This is a genomic window from Amycolatopsis sp. A1MSW2902, from assembly GCF_017312175.1.
Taxonomy (GTDB): domain Bacteria; phylum Actinomycetota; class Actinomycetes; order Mycobacteriales; family Pseudonocardiaceae; genus Amycolatopsis; species Amycolatopsis nivea.
Map to the genome: position 1 here is coordinate 6684788 of NZ_QJPO01000001.1, position 15754 is coordinate 6700541.

General features: G+C 67.2%; 19 protein-coding genes. 11 read left to right on the forward strand and 8 right to left on the reverse strand.

Annotated features, from left to right (window positions below; translation table 11 throughout):
• Positions 1-162: 162 nt before the first annotated feature.
• From DMP23_RS30895 to DMP23_RS30925, 7 genes are read right to left on the reverse strand one after another with little or no spacing between them, the layout of a single operon-like run.
• A complete protein-coding gene (locus DMP23_RS30895) occupies positions 163-2478 on the reverse strand; it encodes a cell division protein FtsK (RefSeq protein WP_337823249.1) in 2316 nt (771 codons plus the stop codon).
• Positions 2478-3410, reverse strand: a complete 933-nt coding sequence (locus tag DMP23_RS30900; protein ID WP_337823250.1) for a hypothetical protein — start codon at positions 3408-3410, stop codon at positions 2478-2480. Before DMP23_RS30900 ends, DMP23_RS30895 begins: the two co-directional genes overlap by 1 nt.
• Positions 3407-3727, reverse strand: a complete 321-nt coding sequence (locus tag DMP23_RS30905) for a hypothetical protein (protein ID WP_337823251.1) — start codon at positions 3725-3727, stop codon at positions 3407-3409. The genes DMP23_RS30900 and DMP23_RS30905 overlap by 4 nt, the downstream gene beginning before the upstream one ends.
• Positions 3727-3969 (reverse strand): hypothetical protein, encoded by a 243-nt coding sequence (locus DMP23_RS30910; RefSeq protein ID WP_337823252.1) that lies wholly within the window; start codon positions 3967-3969, stop codon positions 3727-3729. The genes DMP23_RS30905 and DMP23_RS30910 overlap by 1 nt, the downstream gene beginning before the upstream one ends.
• On the reverse strand, positions 3966-4400 hold the full coding sequence (locus DMP23_RS30915; RefSeq protein ID WP_337823253.1) for an SsgA family sporulation/cell division regulator: 435 nt from the start codon (positions 4398-4400) through the stop codon (positions 3966-3968). The genes DMP23_RS30910 and DMP23_RS30915 overlap by 4 nt, the downstream gene beginning before the upstream one ends.
• Complete coding sequence (locus DMP23_RS30920) at positions 4397-4771, reverse strand: hypothetical protein (protein ID WP_337823254.1); 375 nt, start codon at positions 4769-4771, stop codon at positions 4397-4399. The genes DMP23_RS30915 and DMP23_RS30920 overlap by 4 nt, the downstream gene beginning before the upstream one ends.
• Positions 4771-5076, reverse strand: a complete 306-nt coding sequence (locus DMP23_RS30925) for a hypothetical protein (protein WP_337823255.1) — start codon at positions 5074-5076, stop codon at positions 4771-4773. The genes DMP23_RS30920 and DMP23_RS30925 overlap by 1 nt, the downstream gene beginning before the upstream one ends.
• A gap of 148 nt (positions 5077-5224) precedes the next feature.
• On the opposite strand from DMP23_RS30925, the gene DMP23_RS30930 reads away from it, so the two are divergent.
• From DMP23_RS30930 to DMP23_RS30950, 5 genes are all read left to right on the forward strand, one after another.
• Positions 5225-6073, forward strand: a complete 849-nt coding sequence (locus DMP23_RS30930) for a GntR family transcriptional regulator (RefSeq protein ID WP_337823256.1) — start codon at positions 5225-5227, stop codon at positions 6071-6073.
• Positions 6073-6750 (forward strand): HAD family hydrolase, encoded by a 678-nt coding sequence (locus DMP23_RS30935; RefSeq protein WP_337823257.1) that lies wholly within the window; start codon positions 6073-6075, stop codon positions 6748-6750. Before DMP23_RS30930 ends, DMP23_RS30935 begins: the two co-directional genes overlap by 1 nt.
• A gap of 30 nt (positions 6751-6780) precedes the next feature.
• A complete protein-coding gene (locus DMP23_RS30940; RefSeq protein ID WP_337823258.1) occupies positions 6781-7665 on the forward strand; it encodes a hypothetical protein in 885 nt (294 codons plus the stop codon).
• 336 nt (positions 7666-8001) lie between these two features.
• Positions 8002-8490, forward strand: coding sequence for a VOC family protein (locus DMP23_RS30945; protein WP_134733084.1), 489 nt, complete (start codon positions 8002-8004; stop codon positions 8488-8490).
• Between the two features lie 17 nt (positions 8491-8507).
• Complete coding sequence (locus DMP23_RS30950) at positions 8508-9302, forward strand: MerR family transcriptional regulator (protein WP_037816472.1); 795 nt, start codon at positions 8508-8510, stop codon at positions 9300-9302.
• 6 nt (positions 9303-9308) lie between these two features.
• Here DMP23_RS30950 and htpX read toward each other — a convergent pair whose 3' ends face one another.
• Positions 9309-10157: a zinc metalloprotease HtpX gene (gene htpX / locus DMP23_RS30955; RefSeq protein ID WP_037816322.1), complete on the reverse strand. Its 849-nt coding sequence runs from the start codon at positions 10155-10157 to the stop codon at positions 9309-9311.
• Positions 10158-10304: 147 nt separating this feature from the next.
• Between htpX and DMP23_RS30960 the strand changes: the two genes are divergently transcribed.
• From DMP23_RS30960 to DMP23_RS30985, 6 genes are all read left to right on the forward strand, one after another.
• Positions 10305-11267 (forward strand): YncE family protein, encoded by a 963-nt coding sequence (locus DMP23_RS30960; protein WP_337823259.1) that lies wholly within the window; start codon positions 10305-10307, stop codon positions 11265-11267.
• A gap of 345 nt (positions 11268-11612) precedes the next feature.
• Entirely contained in the window at positions 11613-11993 is a 381-nt protein-coding gene (locus DMP23_RS30965) for a hypothetical protein (protein WP_337823260.1), read from the forward strand.
• A complete protein-coding gene (locus tag DMP23_RS30970; RefSeq protein ID WP_037816326.1) occupies positions 11990-12862 on the forward strand; it encodes an LLM class F420-dependent oxidoreductase in 873 nt (290 codons plus the stop codon). The genes DMP23_RS30965 and DMP23_RS30970 overlap by 4 nt, the downstream gene beginning before the upstream one ends.
• Before the next feature lie 202 nt (positions 12863-13064).
• Positions 13065-14303, forward strand: a complete 1239-nt coding sequence (locus tag DMP23_RS30975) for a class I SAM-dependent methyltransferase (protein ID WP_337823261.1) — start codon at positions 13065-13067, stop codon at positions 14301-14303.
• Positions 14300-15088, forward strand: a complete 789-nt coding sequence (locus DMP23_RS30980; protein WP_134663717.1) for a glucose-1-phosphate cytidylyltransferase — start codon at positions 14300-14302, stop codon at positions 15086-15088. Before DMP23_RS30975 ends, DMP23_RS30980 begins: the two co-directional genes overlap by 4 nt.
• Positions 15088-15750, forward strand: coding sequence for a PIG-L deacetylase family protein (locus DMP23_RS30985; protein WP_337823262.1), 663 nt, complete (start codon positions 15088-15090; stop codon positions 15748-15750). The genes DMP23_RS30980 and DMP23_RS30985 overlap by 1 nt, the downstream gene beginning before the upstream one ends.
• The last annotated feature ends 4 nt before the right edge of the window (positions 15751-15754 follow it).

Here is a 15754-nt window from a genome sequence, read left to right on the forward strand (position 1 = left end):
TCGGCGGCTAGCCGGGTTTTGCGGGTGTTTCCGCTGGTCGGCGCGGGGGTGGTCTAGGTCGCTAGAGTCCTGGTCATGATGGCTGCGGGTGTCTAGGGGCGGGGTCTAGGTCTAGGGGCGGTCCGATCTAGGACGCGCACCGCCCCTAGCCCCCTCTCCCGGTTACTTTCCGTTGTTCTTGGCGTCGGTCAGCGCCTCGCGGGTGTAGCCGTTGCGGTTGGCTCCCTTGCCCGTCTCGGGGTCGGTGGCCCACACCTGCTTCGGTTTGACGCCGTGCGGTTTGAGCGCGGTGGCGAGGTTCTGCGCGGTCCAGCCGCCGTACTGGTTCGGCCGGAGATCGGCCAGGCGGCCCACGATGACGTCGGACCACAGCTTGTCCTCGCCGCGCTCGAACACGGCGATGGCGTCGGCGAGGGTGTCCAGGCGGGCGGCCTCGACGTCGACCTCTTCCCCGGCGGCGTAGCCGGTGATGTTGCCGATGGCCTCGCGGCGCAGCCGGGCTCCGGCGGCGATTTTCTTGGCGTCGGTGGCGTCCTTGTACACCGACCGCACGATCTTGGCGTCGTCGCCTTCACCGGCGAGGTAGCCGATGCCGCGGTCGGTGCGGGCGAACATCGTTGCCCGCACGCCGTTCTTGTACTGGCTGGTGCCGAGGACCATGTCGTTTTCGGTCTGTCCCTGGACTTTCAGGCAGTAGCGCAGGATGGCGTTGGCGGAAATGCTGGTGGGCAACGACTTCGCGTCCGGCCGCTGAGTGGCCAGGATCAGGACGATCCCCAGCGCCGGGCCGCGCTTAACCAGGTCGGTGCAGATCTCCTCGAACTCCGCGCCGTGCTTCTCGTGCTCGAACCACACCTGGCACTCGTCCACCCCGACCACGATCGGCGCGAGCCGCAAATCCTTGCGGGCAGCCAGTTCCGGGGTGACCTTGTTGTCCGGGCAAACCGACTCCGGCAGGCCGCGGATCACCTTGGTGCGGCGGCGCAGCTCCTCCCGCAGCTCCCGCATCTCGACCACCATGCGTTCGATGTCCTCCGGGTCGTCGCCGACGCCGTAGCCGTGCGAGCACGGCGCGACCGCAGCCAGGTCGCCGGTGCCCTTGAGGTCGTAGGCGTAGAGCACCGCGCGCGGGTCGAGCGCAGCGATGAGCAGCAGCTCCCGCAGCGACACCGTCTTGCCCATCCGCGGCACCGCCCCGATGATCATGGACACGAACATCAGCGTCACGTCCGCCCAGCGGCCGCGCTGGTCGGTGCCGAACGGCTGCGGCTTGAACAGGTCCACCGTCGCGCCCGGCTTGCCCAGCGGCCACGGCTTCTGCTTGGCCTTGGACATGTCGGTGTCGCCCACCCACAGCACCAACCGTCCTTCGTGGACCTTCGCGTCCCCTTCCGGCCACACGCACCCGATCTGGCGGCGCAGCGCGGAGGACAGCTCGGAACGCTTCGCGATGATGTCGCCCGCCGTCACGCCCAGCGGCAAGTCGACATCGGCGCGCCAGCCGTCGCCGTCGCGGGAGATCGGGTTCGGGAACGCGATCCGCTTGCCCTTGCTGTATGCCTGGTTGAGCGCGCCGATCCCGAGCGAGCGCAACGCGTCCTCCACCGTGGACGAGGTGAGCTTCGGGGTCTTCTCCATGTCCACCGCGCGCCCGGCGACCGGCTTGTCCGCCGGAGCGCCCCACCAGCCCACCAGCGTCATTGCCGACACCAGGACGGTCCAGTTCCAGAACGGAGCAACGTAGGTGATGGCCAGGTAGACCACGGCCAGCAGGACCACCAGCCCGACCATGACCGGGGCCATCCGGCGGCGCACGGCTTCGTTGCGGGCCTCGCGCAGCTTCATGTACACGTCCGAGTCGTTGCGGTCGCGGGCGTTCATCCGCACCGGCTTGGACTCGCCGTCGAACACCCAGTGGTGCAACCGGCCCAGCAGACGCCCGACCGCGCCGAACGAGCGCAGGAACGCGGTCGGCACGTAGAGCGGCACCCGCAGCGCGTGGAACGCCGTGGTGTGGGCGGCGTAGCGGACGAGGAACCGCGCCCGGGACTTGAACTCTTCGGCGGAGGTCAGCCACTTGGCCACCAGCGGCTGTGCGGTGGCGTCGGCGGCGGTCTCCCACCACGACCGCGTCACCGCAGGCGGGTCGACCGGCACGGCAGGGGCGTTGTCGGCGGGCTCGTCTGGGTCGGCGGCGTCGATGACGTCACCAGAGCGGGCGTCCCGCTCCCCCGCGTCGGCGCGGTCCTGCTCCGGGATTTCCTCCGGGCCGCGGGCGGTGTCCGGGCGGATCGGGACGACGTTCCCGGACCGGGTGTAGGCGACCTCGGTGGCCGCCGGGTCGGCGTTCACGGCCGCGTTCACGGCGGTGTCGGCCGGGGTGTTCACGGACGGTTCGGCGGGGGTGTTCACGGGCTGGTCTCCCTGGTGTTCGCGGTCGCGGTTCGGGAACGGGGTGCAGTCGACGGTCGTGGACATCAGGCGGCCTCCCTCAGGTCGGCGGGCTCCGGGTCGGCCGGAGCCGTATCGGTGTCGGTGTCGGTGTCGGCGAGTTCGGCGGCGAGGGCGGCGGCGACGTTGGACGAGGTGCCGCGGGCGCAGTCGGTGACGCTGCGGACCCAGGCCGGGGTGATCTCGGTTCCGGGCGTCCACGCGGCGCGGGCGTCGGCCACGTAGTCGGCCAGCAGCTTCCGGCCCGCAGGCTTGGCCTTGGCCTTGCTCGTCTTCCGCACCGGCTTCCGCGGCTCCCGGACCGGCTTGGCCGCAGCGAACTCGTCGTCGGCGGGGAGTTCGGCCGGGGTCGTCAGCTCGGCGGGGGCGGGCTGGTCGACGTCCGGAGTCCCGATGCCGGCATGGGCGTGACCGGCGGCGGCCAGGACGGCTTCGGTGAGCTTGTCGCGCAGCACCGGAGCGGTCTCCGCAGCGAGGAACACCAGCACCGGCGGCACCGAGTGCAGCGCCACCCCGGCGACGTCGAACCGGGTCCAGGACTCCCAGGTGTTCATGACATAGGTGGCCAGGAACGCGAACCACTTCGTCCGGTGCGCCCACACCCCGGTCGACACCTGGTAGCGGGCGGTGATCTGCTCCGCCCGCAACACCGCCACCAGCACGAGGGACACCATCGGGTCCAGCAGCCATCCCGCGAACCAGCCCAGCGACCACACCGGCGCACCGGCGGCGGCGAACTGCTGAACGTTGACCATCGTGAACGCCAGGCCCAGGAAGATCCCCAGCCAGATCACCGCGTCCACCTGCGTGCGGACCTTCTCCACCCGCAGCGCAACCACGTCCGGGTGGTTCGCCAGCCGCCGCACCTGCGCCGCGGTCGCGGCGTCCTGCGCGAGCTTGTCCGCGTCCGTGAGGGGCACGTGCCGCGCGTCCTGCGCAGCCAGTTCCGTGCTGGTCATCGCCGACCACCGCCCCGGGTGGTGTGCACGATTTCGGTGATGGCCATCAGCCGGACGATGGTCGCCGCGGCCAGCAGCGCGGGGACGATGAGCGCGATCCAGGTAGCGGTGGTGTTGCCGATCTTCACGACCACCAGCCACTGGACTCCGGCGATGACGAGCGTGGCCAGGATCAGACGGATGGTGTTGCCGGTCATGCGGGTGACCTCGCGGACGCCCTTCATGCTCTTGGCCGCGGACTTGCGCCCGGCGCGCCACACGCTGAACACGCCCAGCAGGGCGAGGCCGCCCAGGACCATCAGGGTTTGCGCAGACATCAGGCCACCTCCCGGGAGATCAGGTCGAACAGGTCGGTTTGGTCGGGTGCGTGCCAGTCCCCGGCCCGCCATTCCGCGTCCGCGGCGATGCCGTGTTCCTCGCGGATGACGGGCTCGGTTTTGGCCAGCCAGTTCGCGCGTTCGCGCTTGCTGGCCTTGGCCCAGGTGCGGCCGTTGGCTGCGGTCCAGCGCTGAATCGCCAGGCGCTCGATAGCGCGGGGCGAGAGGGGGCGGCCGGTCATGCGGCTTCACCGCCCCACGCCAGCAAGGCCAGTTCGCGGGACCAGTCGATGCGGTCGGACTCGGTGCCCTCGGGCACGATCCGCTCCATCCCGTCCAGCGCGTACTCGATCTCCGCGCGGCGGAACCCGAGAATCAGCGTGCTGGTCTCGCCGTGCAGGGTCACCCACACCGTGGCCTCGCCGTGGACGTCCGGGCAGACGAACACCTCGCCCTCACCCGTCGCGGCGTTCACGCCGTCGGCCAGCAGCTCCCGCGCCATCACCCACTCGACCCCGGCCGTGGTCAAGGTCAGCGTCACTGCGAACGGGTCCCGGGCGTCGTAGGTGATCAGCGTGGACATCGCGCCCGCGTCGCGGGGCGGGGCGTCCTTCGGGCAGACAACGGCCTGCGGCGCGAGGATCGGCAGGCGCATCCGGTTGCGGGTGATCACGCGACCACCCCGGCAACCTGGGACACCGCGTCGCGGACCACGCCGAGCGCGATCTCCCGGGTGACGTCCGCGTCCTCGCACAGGTCCGCGTCGTCCAGGGCGTCGGCCATCGCGAACAGCCACGTCACCTGCGCCGCGTCGAACTCGCGGCCCGAACGGTAGTTGCTCGCCGAGATCGGGCGAGCGGCCATCAGATCGGCGATGGCCTTGTACGCGTCCGTCACGAACGCGGGTGCGGTCCCTACCATGGTGTTCCTCTCCGAACGGTCAGAAGACTGGTTGGCGAGACCCGGCGCGGCAGGCGCGTTCTTGGCGGAGTGAGCCGCCGCGTCGGGGCCGAACTGGCTGGTCATCGGGTGCGGATCGGCCATCACGCGGCCTCCCCCATCGGCTCACCGGCGGCGGCCTCAATCCGGCCCGGCACCGCCCGCAACGTCGCGCCCTCGACCCGGCGGCGGATCCGGTGCGCCCGGCGGGCGTCGGTGAACGAGTGCTGCACCCGGACGGCCGCGGCCTCTTCTGTAGCGGCCAGCTCCGCGTCAACCGACGCGATCAGCGCGTCGATCGCGGACTCGGTCAGACCATCCGGGCAGTAGCTCTGAAATGCGGAAACACCCTCTCCCAGCCCGTCAACGACGGCCTGAGCTTCGCGGGTGATGGCTCGTGCGGTCCTCATCGTGGGTCCCTCTCGGTTGGTGTCGTTGGCGACCACCAGAGACTCACATAGCTCTACTAGCTAAGTCAACTTCACATTGCTAGCAGACCTAGCGTGGAGATCTGATTCACCTAGTTGGGCTAGCAGGGTTGAGGCTATGCTCTCCGGCATGGACGAGATCGACCTCGAAGACCCACGCCCGCCGTTTCAGCAGGTAGCCGCGTTTCTGAGGGCTGCGATCCTGACCGGGACCTACGCGCCGGGGGACAAGCTGCCCTCGTATGCCGACCTGGCCACCAAGTACGGAGTTGCCCCGATGACCGCCCAGAAGGCGGTCGGCATCCTGCGCGATGAGGGCCTGGTGCTCTCCCGACAGGGCAAGGGCTCGTATGTGCGGCAACGCACGGAGCGGTCCGTTGGCCTCCGACCGCACGTAGAAGCCATTTTCGACAACGGCGGCGACGTCGCTATCGACTTCGCCGGGTTCTCCGGCGAGACCCTGCACGGGGTGATCAGCGAGCCACTCGACAAGGTGCGCTCAGGCCGCCTCCAGCCCGATAGCCTGCGGGTTCGCATCCTGCTGCCAGATCTGTCCAAACCGCTGGGACTGCCGGCATTGGCGCCGGACGGGGTCGACTCGCCGGACGTGCGGAAGCGGGCGGAGCGCATCGTTCAGCGGTCCACCCAGGCCGTGGTCGACACCGTCCAGGAGCTGGCCGCGCTCGGGCTTGTCCAGACGGCCACGGCGCAGGTTCGCGTCTACCACGCTGCGCCGCTGTTCAAGATGTTCCTGCTTAACCAGGCAGAGGCGTTCTTCGGGTTCTATCCGGTACTCCAGCACTCGGTGGCCATCACGGGACAGCCGGTAGAGATCTTCGACCCGATGGGCAAAGACGCCGTGCTGTTCCACTACGCCAAGTCCGACGACCCCGACGCGGTGGACACCCAGTACGTGGAGCAGGCACAACGCTGGTTCAACAGCGTATGGGACTCGGTTGCGAAGGACGTGGAGCTGTAGTGGCAGATGTCAGCCTGCGCGAGCTTATCGAGCGCGCACGACTCGTGTTGTTCGACTTCGACGGGCCAGTGTGCGACGTATTCGCCGGAGTGCCAGCGCCCGAGGTCGCCCGCTGGCTAGAACGTCACCTACCGTCGAAGGTGGAGACGGACGACCCGCTCGCCATCCTGCAAGAAGCTGCGAAATACGGCCTCGACGCGGTGAAAGCCGTCGAGGATGACCTGATAATGGCAGAACTCAGGGCGACGGACGAGTCCGTTGCGACCCCTGACGGCCTTGAGTCGATTTCCGCGACTCTAACGTCTGGCAGGCGGGCGGGGATCCTGAGCAACAACTCTTCTCAGGCGATCGAAAATTACCTCGGTGGCGCAGGAATTCTCGGAAAGGTCAAGCCTGTAATCGGGCGCGCTTACGCACGCCCCGATCTGATGAAGCCGAGCCCGCACCCTCTTAACACCGCCCTAACAGAGTCTAATTGCACTGCCGGAGAAGCACTCTTCATCGGCGACTCTTTATCAGACATTGAGGCCGCACGTGCCGTCGGAGCACCAGTGGTAGGCCTCGCAAATAAGCCGGGCAAGGCAGATTCCTTTGCAGCCGCAGGCGCAGATAAAGTAATCGAGACCATGACGGAACTCCGAGCAGAACTAGTCCGAGCAGGTCTACCGGGCACCTGAACGGACTAGGCGCAGAAAGGAATTTCGACCATGAGCGAAGACCCGAGAAAGGCCCGCCCGCGAATACCTTCAAATCCGGCGGCAAGATTCCCTGCATCATGGAAAGTGGTGTTATATGGCATCCTCCCTTGCATGTTCGTCGCCCTTTTCCTTGCAGGAGCATGGCTGGACAGCATCGGATACTGGTCGAACAAACCATTTGTCACAAATGTGGTCACAGCAGCAACTAGCGCATGCGCTGGCATACCAATTGCGGTTGGCATAATCCAAAAGATAATCACAATCCAAGAAGAACGCAGACAGTTAAGAACCACGCTAACCGTACTCGACGATAATATAGATCAGTTAACGGACGCTATACTGCTGACTTACAGCGGCTCCTCTGACGCATTAAAGGAGGTGTCCGCACTCCTGAGGTTCTGCGAGTCTCGGACCCATACCCTTCTTCCCTTTGTTTTCCCCGGAGAAACACTCGATCGCGAGCTGGTTGCAGAGCTCCAGCGCTTCAGGAAAGATGTGGTAGATCTTAGGTCGAAAGTTCAGGAAATTATTAGCGAGAGCAAGTACGGACCCGCAGTGCAGACTATGTATGATGCGGCATGGGAATCACTCGACAGTTACGTCCGACCACGCCTTCGGGAATCCGGAATAGCCTGGCTGCCCAAAGACTCCTATCTCATTTTGAAGCAGGAATCTTTGACATGGATAAGCGATGAATCATTACTGAAAGAAATTCGCTACCTTATCGAAGCGATTGATTTCCGATCGACTTCTGGACAGATGGGCGAAGCCAGGGGAGAGCCGCCCGTACATAACCTGTTGTGGGCAGCAAAAAATTTGGACCGATTCATCGCCATCCGGGGCGAGATTCCTGCGATCCAAGCAGTCGGCTCGCCGCTTGCCACAGGTAGATAGACGGCTTGTCGAGGCCCTCACCGAGGCTTGCAAGTTCAAGGGAGCGCACCGGACTCAAAGCAGCCGCCCCAAGGCTAGCGATCATGTGCTCCGCGCTGATGCCAGAGAAGGTTTCGGCCCTGGCCCCCACCCCACATACGCCCCACAGCAGGCGGCGAACGGAACAAACGTGCTGGTCAGAGCACGCCTTCCCGTCAGCCTGTAAATCAGACGGCTCAGCCTTCGGGGGTTCGAATCCCTCACCTGCCACACCCACACGAACGCCCCGGACACCCGGGGCGTTCGTCGTATCTACGGACTTGACCCTCCTGCGACAGGAGGCTCCACGCTCTCCCCATGAACGAATTTCGCGGCCCGGTTCCCACGCCCGCCTACGACGCGGTGTCTCCGGGCAACTATCTCGGCTTCTACGGGATGCCGATGTTCCCCAACGTGCCCACCTCCGACCTCGATGCCTCCACGGACTTCTGGCTTCGCGGGCTCGGCTTCGACAACCTGTTCACCTTGCCCGGCCAGATCGTGCATCTGCGGCGCTGGGCGTTCCAGGACGTCCTGCTCAAGCCCGGGACCCCAGCGACCCCGAGTGAAGTCAGCATCAGTTTCTCCTGCGTGCTCAGCGAACTCGACGAAATCGCCAAGCGGTGTGAGGAAATCACGCCGGGGTGCACTAGCGGGCCGGAGTTGATGCCGTGGAACTCGCGGGAGTTGACGGTCGTCACGCCGGAGGGCACGAGGGTCGTGATGACCGCGGCGGAGCCGATCGATCCGGACGGGCCCGTCGCGGAGGGGATGCGTGCTGTGGGGATCGACGTGCCACGCTCGTGAGCTGCGACACTGAGGTCGTGACCGAGCAAGACGGCCTCACTGTCGGACGCACGGCGACGCTGGTCGGCGTGAGTGTCAAAACCCTGCATCACTGGGACGCCGTCGCCCTGGTGCGTCCGAGCGGGCGCACCAGGGCCGGCTACCGGGTGTACTCCGCCGAGGACATCGCGCGGTTGCATCGGGTGCTCGTGTACCGCGAGCTCGGCTTTCCGCTGTCCGAGATCGGGCGGCTGCTGGACGATCCGACCGCCGACGCGCACGCGCATCTGACCCGGCAGCGGCGCGAGCTGCGCGACCGGATCGCACGGCTGGAGCACATGGCGTCCGCGGTGGACCGGATGGCGGCGGCGACCCGGGGCGGGATGCAGTTGACGGCGGAGCAGCAGGTCGAGATCTTCGGGTCCGAGTGGGATCCGGAGTGGGTCGACGAGGCCGCGGAGCGCTGGGGTGACACGCGGCAGTGGGCGGAGTACCGCGAGCGGACCACCGAACTGACCCCGCAGGACTGGCAGGAGGCCGCGGCCGAGCACGAGACGCTCCACGCGGACCTAGCGGCGGCGCGGCGGGCGGGGGTCGAGCCTGGGTCGGCGGAGGCGAACACGCTCGCGGAGCGGCATCGGGCGACCTTGTCGCGGTACTTCGACTGCACGCATTCGATGCAGGTGTGTCTCGGGCGGAAGTTCGTGGAGGAAGCCGGATACACGGAGTACTACGACGCGTTGGCGCCTGGTCTCGCGGGCTGGCTGCGCGACGTGATCTTCGCCAACGCGATCGTGCACGGAGTGGATCCGGCTACCGCGGAATGGGAGTAACGCGGGTCAGCGGCCGCGGGCCATCTCCTCGAGCCGCCGGATCCGGTCCTCGATCGGCGGGTGCGTCGAGAACATCTTGCTCAGCCCGGCCCCGGGGCGGAACGGGTTCGCGATCATCAGATGCGACTGCGAAACCACCGCCGGTTCGGGAGCGAGCGGCGCGGCCCGGGTCCCCCGCTCCAGCTTCCGCAACGCCGAGGCCAGCGCCAGCGGATCACCGGTCAGCTCAGCCCCGGAAGCGTCCGCCTGGTACTCCCGCGACCGGCTCACCGCCATCTTCACCACCCCGGCCGCGATCGGGCCGATCAAGACCAGCAGCAGCGACATGAACGGGTTGCCCTCGCGGTCGTTCCCGCCGAAGAAGAACGCGATGTTCGCCAGCACGCTGACCACACTCGCCAGCGCCCCGGCGACGCACGAGATCAGGATGTCCCGGTTGTACACATGCGACAACTCGTGCCCGAGCACCGCACGCAACTCGCGCTCGTCGAGCAGCTCCAGGATCCCGGTGGTGCAGCACACAGCCGCGTGCTGCGGGTTGCGCCCGGTCGCGAAGGCGTTGGGCGCGGCGGTGGGGCTCACGTACAGCGAGGGCATCGGCTGCCGCGCGGATGTCGCCAGCTCCCGCACGATCCGGTACATCGCGGGCTGCTCGACCTCCGACACCGGCCGCGCGTGCATCGCGCGCAGGGCCATTTTCTCGGAGTTGAAGTAGGCGTAGGCGTTCATCCCCAGCGCCACGATCAGGCCGATCACCAGGGCGCCGCGGCCGAACAATCCGCTGATCCCGACGATGATCGCGGAGAGCAGACCGAGCAGCATCGCCGTCTTCAGCCCGTTGTGGTGCTTGTGCACGCGCGCTTGCCTCCGTCCGCTCTGGCAGGTGCCGCAAGGTGGGTTACTCACTGGAAACAACGCGATCGGGGGACGCGAAGTTCCTTCAGCCGATCCTTGTCCGGGTTAGGGTCGGCGGGCAACCCAACCGACCGGGGCAGGTGAGCGATGCGCGGTTCCCAGTGGTCCCGGAGAGGGCTGTTCGGCCTGGTCAGCGCGGGTGCGGCGGCACTGCTCGGCGGTACCGCGGGGGCGTCCGGGCGGGTCACCAGCGTGCAGGTCGGCGGGACACTTTCGGCGCTCGCGGTGAGTCCGGTCACCGGGCTGGTGTACGCCGCCGACCAGGCGTCCGGCATGGTCGTCGTGCTCGATCCGGACGCGGCGAGGGTCGTGGCCGCGCTCGCGGTGGGCGGGGAACCGAGCGATGTGGCGGTGGACACCGAGCGGATCTACGTCGCCAATCCGGCCGGCGGCACGGTGCTCGCCTTCGACAGCCAGACGCACCGGTTCCTGAGCGCCGTCAGCGCGGGGGCGGGGGCGTCGGCGCTCGCGATCGATCCGCAGGCCAACCTCGTATACGCGGTGAGCGGCAAGACCGGCACGTTCGCGGTGCTCGACAGCATCAGTCTCACTCAGCAGGACCTGCTGCCCGCGCCGAAGCCGAGCCTCTCCGGAATCGCGCTCGACGGCGGCCGACGGCGCGCCTACTGCACCAGCCCGAACACGAACTCGGTCGAGATCTGCGACTTGGACGCGGGCGCGTTCACCGCGAGCGTTCCGGTGGGTGCTTCTCCTACCGGGATCGACGTCCACGAACTGAGCGGATCGGTGTTCGTGGCGAACTCGGCGATCCACCATATGTCCATTGTGGACGGAGCAGCGCGGGAGCAGGTGAAGACGGTGCTGCTGCGCAGTGAAGCTTCGTCGCTCGCGGTGCATCAGGGCAGCGATGTCGTGTACACCAACGGCGGGCAGAATGGACTGTCCCGCGTGGACGGACAAACCGGGACCCTGAACGGCGAACTGAGTCTCGGGGTGAATCCGGGCGCCGTGGCGGTGGATCAGCGCACGCGCACGGTGTACGTGACCGATCCGCTGCACGGCACGGTCAACGTGGTGCGCGATTTCTGACTGCGCACATGAAGTTACTCCAGGTATACAGTGTCGGGTATGGAACTCGGTCGAAGCGATGCGGGCGGCGGACGACGCCGGGTCCATGTATCTCGCGGTGATGGCCCACTGCTTCCGCATTCCCAGCACCAGCGCGAGCGATCGTCCGATGTTTGAGGCCTACCCGACGCCCGGCCGCTTCGCCGCGCACACCGAGTGCGAATTTGTTCACGTACACCACTGGCGCGATCCAGCAGGATCGGAGCCGGGTGGAACGAGGAGGAAGCCCGCGATCTCGGCTTCCCGTTTCCGTCCACCTCAGAGCGGTTCGAACTGCTCGAAGAGAACCTGCCGTATGTCCGGCAAATGTGGGACGAGGACGAAAAATCGTTCTCCAGCAAGCATTTCACCGCCGAACGACTGCTCACCAGTCCGCTGCGGCTCGTCGCGAAGTACGGCGACTTCTGCAACATCGGCAACGGCCCGGATCTCGAACGGAAGCTCGACGTGCTCAAGCGGCACTGCGAAACCGAGGGCCGCGACTACGCCGAGATCGCCAAGACCGTTTACCACTGCCTGGACATCGGTCCGTCCGGGGAGAAAACCGGCGAATTTCTCGCCGAGGCGCGGCGGCTGCACCGGCTCGGCGTGCACGCCGTGATCGGCCCGCTGCCCGGCGGCCTGGGTCGGGACCGGATCGAGATTTTCGCGCAAGACATCATTCCGGCAGTTAAGGAGTTGGCATGAAACTCGGGTTGCACCTGGCTCAGCAGACCTGGCCGAACGGCCCGGCGGCGCTCGGCGCGGACCTGGCGCGGGTGGCCCGGACCGCGGACGAGGCCGGGTTCGAATACCTGTCGGTGATGGACCATTTCTTCCAGATTTCGAGCTACGGCCCGCCCGAGCACGAAATGCTGGAAGCCTGGACCACGCTCGGCTTCCTCGCCGCGCACACCGAGCGCGTCAAGCTGCTCACGCTCGTCACCGGCGTCATCTACCGCCACCCCGGGCTGCTCGCGAAGGCGGCGACGACGCTCGACGTGCTGTCCGGCGGGCGGGCGATCCTCGGCATCGGGGCAGGCTGGAACGAGGAGGAATCCCGCGCGCTCGGGTTCCGGTTCCCGCCGATGAAGGAGCGGTTCGAACAGCTCGAGGACGCGCTCCGGTACGTCCACCAGATGTGGTCGGACAGCGACGAACCGTTCACCGGAACGCATTTCAGCGGTGAGCGGCTGCTCAACAGCCCGCAGCCGATCCAGCGTCCGCATCCGCCGATCATGATCGGGGGCAGCGGCGAGAAGAAGACCCTGCGGTTCGTCGCGCAATACGGCGACATCTGCAATTTGCTGCCCAACGCGGACCTGCCGCGCAAGCTGGAAGTCCTGAAGCAGCACTGCGAGGACGTCGGCCGCGATTACTCCGAGATCACGAAAACCGCTTCGCTGCGGCTCGACACCGGCGAAAACGGCGAGAAAACCGGGGAACTGCTGGACGAACTCGGCCGGCTGTCGGAGCTCGGGTTCACCGTCGCGACCGGCTGGGCACACGGCGTGCCGGACCCGGCGGTGCTCGAACGGTTCGCCACCGAAGTGATCCCGGCGGCGGAAAAACTGTGATCCACTGACGAACGGGTGGCGGCTGCGCCGTCCGGCTCCGGCCGCCCACCCGTTCGTCCCAGCACCTCGCGGCATTCCGCCGCTGTCATGGTCTCGGTTCCGAATCGACTCCGGCGACGTTCCCGGCACGCTGTAACGACGGCCGGGCGCGGATCGACCTGCCCTACGCAGATCGCGCATCCGAGTCGGAGGAGCCTGGTACATGACCACATGTCGACTCTGCGGTTCGGAAAGAACCGCCAGCGTGGTCGACCTCGGCGCGACCCCGCCGTGCGAACGGTTCCTGACCGCCGCGCAGCTGGCCGAACCCGAACCGACTTTTCCGCTGCATCTCGAAGTGTGCACCGAATGCTGGCTCGCGCAGCTCCCGCCGTTGCTCGATCCGGCCGACACTTTCACCGATTACGCGTATTTCTCGTCTTTTTCCACCTCGTGGGTCGAGCACGCGAAACGGTTCACCGACGCCGCGGTCGAGCGGCTCGGGCTGACCGACCGGTCTTTCGTCGTCGAGGTCGCGAGCAACGACGGTTACCTCCTGAAGCACGTCGTGGAACGCGGAATCCGTTGTCTCGGCGTGGAACCTTCGGTGAACGTCGGGCAGGCCGCCCGCGAGGCCGGGGTGCCGACGCACACCGCGTTCCTCTCCGAGGAGACCGGCCGCGAGGTGCGCGCCGAACACGGTCCGGCCGACCTGGTCGTGGCGAACAACGTCTACGCCCACATCCCGGACATCCGCGGGTTCACCCACGGGCTGCGGGCGCTCGTCGCGAACGACGGCTGGGTGTCGATCGAGGTGCAGCATCTGCTCACACTGATCGAAAAGAACCAGTACGACACGATCTACCACGAGCATTTCCAGTACTACACCGTCGAATCCGCGCGGCGGGCGCTGGCGGCAGGCGGGCTGAGCGTCGTCGACGTCGAACTCCTTCCCACGCACGGCGGGTCGATCCGGCTCTGGGCGCGGCCTGAGGAAGCCGCCGGGGACCCGAGCGCGCGGATGGTCGACGTGCTGGCGCGGGAGAAGGCTGCCGGGCTGCACGAGCTGTCCGGGTACACCGAATTCGCCGACCGGGTCACCCGCGTCCGGCTCGAATTGCTCGAATTTCTCCTCGCCGCCCGGAAATCCGGGAAAACGGTCGTCGGGTACGGCGCGCCCGGCAAGGGCAACACCCTGCTCAACCACTGCGGCATCCGCCCCGACCTGCTGGCCTACACGGTGGACCGCAATCCGTACAAGCACGGCCGGTTCACGCCGGGCACCCGGATCCCGGTCGTGGAACCGGACCGGATCGCCGCCGACCGGCCGGACTACGTGCTCGTCCTGCCCTGGAACCTGCGGGACGAACTGACCGAGCAGCTTTCCTACGTCGGCGCGTGGGGCGGCAAGCTCGTCTTCCCGATTCCGCGCCTGGAAATCGTCGAGGTGGCAGTGAAGTGAAGGTCGTTCTGTTCTGCGGCGGTTACGGCATGCGCATGCGCAACGGCACCGACGACGATCTGCCGAAACCGATGGCCGCGGTCGGCCCCCGGCCGTTGATCTGGCACGTGATGCGTTACTACGCCCACTTCGGGCACACCGAGTTCGTCCTGTGCCTCGGGTACGGGGCGCACCACATCAAGAATTTCTTCCTCGACTACCGCGAGACCGAGTCCAACGACTTCGTGCTCCGCGACGGCCGGGTCGAACTGTTGTCGACAGACATCAGCGACTGGTCGATTTCCTTCGTGCAGACCGGAATCGAATCTCCCATCGGGGAGCGGCTGCGGCGCGTGCGCCCCTACCTCGACGGCGAGGAGATGTTCCTCGCCAACTACGCCGACGTCCTGACCGACGCCCCGCTCGACGAGATGATCACGCGGTTCGCGGCCACCGACGCGGGCGCCTCGATGATGGTCGTCCCGCCGGAGTCGACCTTCCACTGCGTCGAACTCGCCCCGGACGGACGCGTCGGCGGGATCACGCCGGTGAGCGAGATGCCGCTGTGGTCCAACGGCGGCTATTTCGTTCTCCGGCAAGAGGTTTTCGACCACATCCCGGAGAACGGCGACCTCGTGGCCGACGGGTGCGTCGGGCTGGCGAAGGAGGGCAAGCTGCTCGGCTATCCGTACCGCGGGTTCTGGAAACCTACCGACACGGTCAAGGAACGGCTCTCGCTCAACGCCGCCTACGCGCACGGGGACCGGCCCTGGATGCTCTGGGAAACCGCACGGGCAGGACGCTGATGCGGGCGCTGTTTCCCGAAGTCTGTTCGGAGATCGCGGTGCTGGGCGCGCACTGCGACGACATCGCGATCGGCGCCGGCGGGAGTCTGCTCGAACTGTGCCGGGCCAACCCGGGCGTACGCGTGACCGCGCTCGTGCTCTCCGGGGCAGGCACGCCGCGGGAAGCCGAAGAACGTGCCGCGCTGGAGGCGTTCTGTCCGAAAGCGGAGGTGGCGGTGACCGTCCTGGACCTCCGCGACGGACGGCTTCCGGCGCAATGGGACCTGGCCAAGGACGCGCTCGAGGCGGTGCGCCGGAACTGCGAACCGGACCTGGTGTTCGCCCCGGCCGCCCACGACGCGCACCAGGACCACCGCGGACTGGCGAAACTCGTGCCGACCGCGTTCCGCGACCACCTGATCCTCGGCTACGAAATCCTGAAGTGGGAGTCCGACCTCGCGCAGCCGACGGTCTTCTTCCCGCTGAGCGAGGACACCGTCCAGGAGAAAAGCGAGTTGCTCGCCGCGCACTACCCGTCGCAGCACGGGAGGGGCTGGTTCGACCACGAAGCGTTCGCCGGGCTCGCCCGGGTGCGCGGCGTGCAGTGCCAGCAGCGGTACGCCGAGGCCTTCCACGCACCGAAACTGACGATCGCGGCAGCCCGCGGCTCCGCTACGGAATGAGATG

Bases quoted from the DNA above. Each gene is read 5' to 3' on its own strand.
- DMP23_RS30895 (WP_337823249.1), bottom strand. From the start codon at position 2,478: ATGTCCACGACCGTCGACTGCACCCCGTTCCCGAACCGCGACCGCGAA.
- DMP23_RS30900 (WP_337823250.1), bottom strand. From the start codon at position 3,410: ATGACCAGCACGGAACTGGCTGCGCAGGACGCGCGGCACGTGCCCCTC.
- DMP23_RS30905 (WP_337823251.1), bottom strand. From the start codon at position 3,727: ATGTCTGCGCAAACCCTGATGGTCCTGGGCGGCCTCGCCCTGCTGGGC.
- DMP23_RS30910 (WP_337823252.1), bottom strand. From the start codon at position 3,969: ATGACCGGCCGCCCCCTCTCGCCCCGCGCTATCGAGCGCCTGGCGATT.
- DMP23_RS30920 (WP_337823254.1), bottom strand. From the start codon at position 4,771: ATGGCCGATCCGCACCCGATGACCAGCCAGTTCGGCCCCGACGCGGCG.
- DMP23_RS30925 (WP_337823255.1), bottom strand. From the start codon at position 5,076: ATGAGGACCGCACGAGCCATCACCCGCGAAGCTCAGGCCGTCGTTGAC.
- DMP23_RS30930 (WP_337823256.1), top strand. From the start codon at position 5,225: ATGGACGAGATCGACCTCGAAGACCCACGCCCGCCGTTTCAGCAGGTA.
- DMP23_RS30940 (WP_337823258.1), top strand. From the start codon at position 6,781: ATGAGCGAAGACCCGAGAAAGGCCCGCCCGCGAATACCTTCAAATCCG.
- DMP23_RS30945 (WP_134733084.1), top strand. From the start codon at position 8,002: ATGAACGAATTTCGCGGCCCGGTTCCCACGCCCGCCTACGACGCGGTG.
- DMP23_RS30960 (WP_337823259.1), top strand. From the start codon at position 10,305: ATGCGCGGTTCCCAGTGGTCCCGGAGAGGGCTGTTCGGCCTGGTCAGC.
- DMP23_RS30965 (WP_337823260.1), top strand. From the start codon at position 11,613: ATGTGGGACGAGGACGAAAAATCGTTCTCCAGCAAGCATTTCACCGCC.
- DMP23_RS30970 (WP_037816326.1), top strand. From the start codon at position 11,990: ATGAAACTCGGGTTGCACCTGGCTCAGCAGACCTGGCCGAACGGCCCG.
- DMP23_RS30975 (WP_337823261.1), top strand. From the start codon at position 13,065: ATGACCACATGTCGACTCTGCGGTTCGGAAAGAACCGCCAGCGTGGTC.
- DMP23_RS30985 (WP_337823262.1), top strand. From the start codon at position 15,088: ATGCGGGCGCTGTTTCCCGAAGTCTGTTCGGAGATCGCGGTGCTGGGC.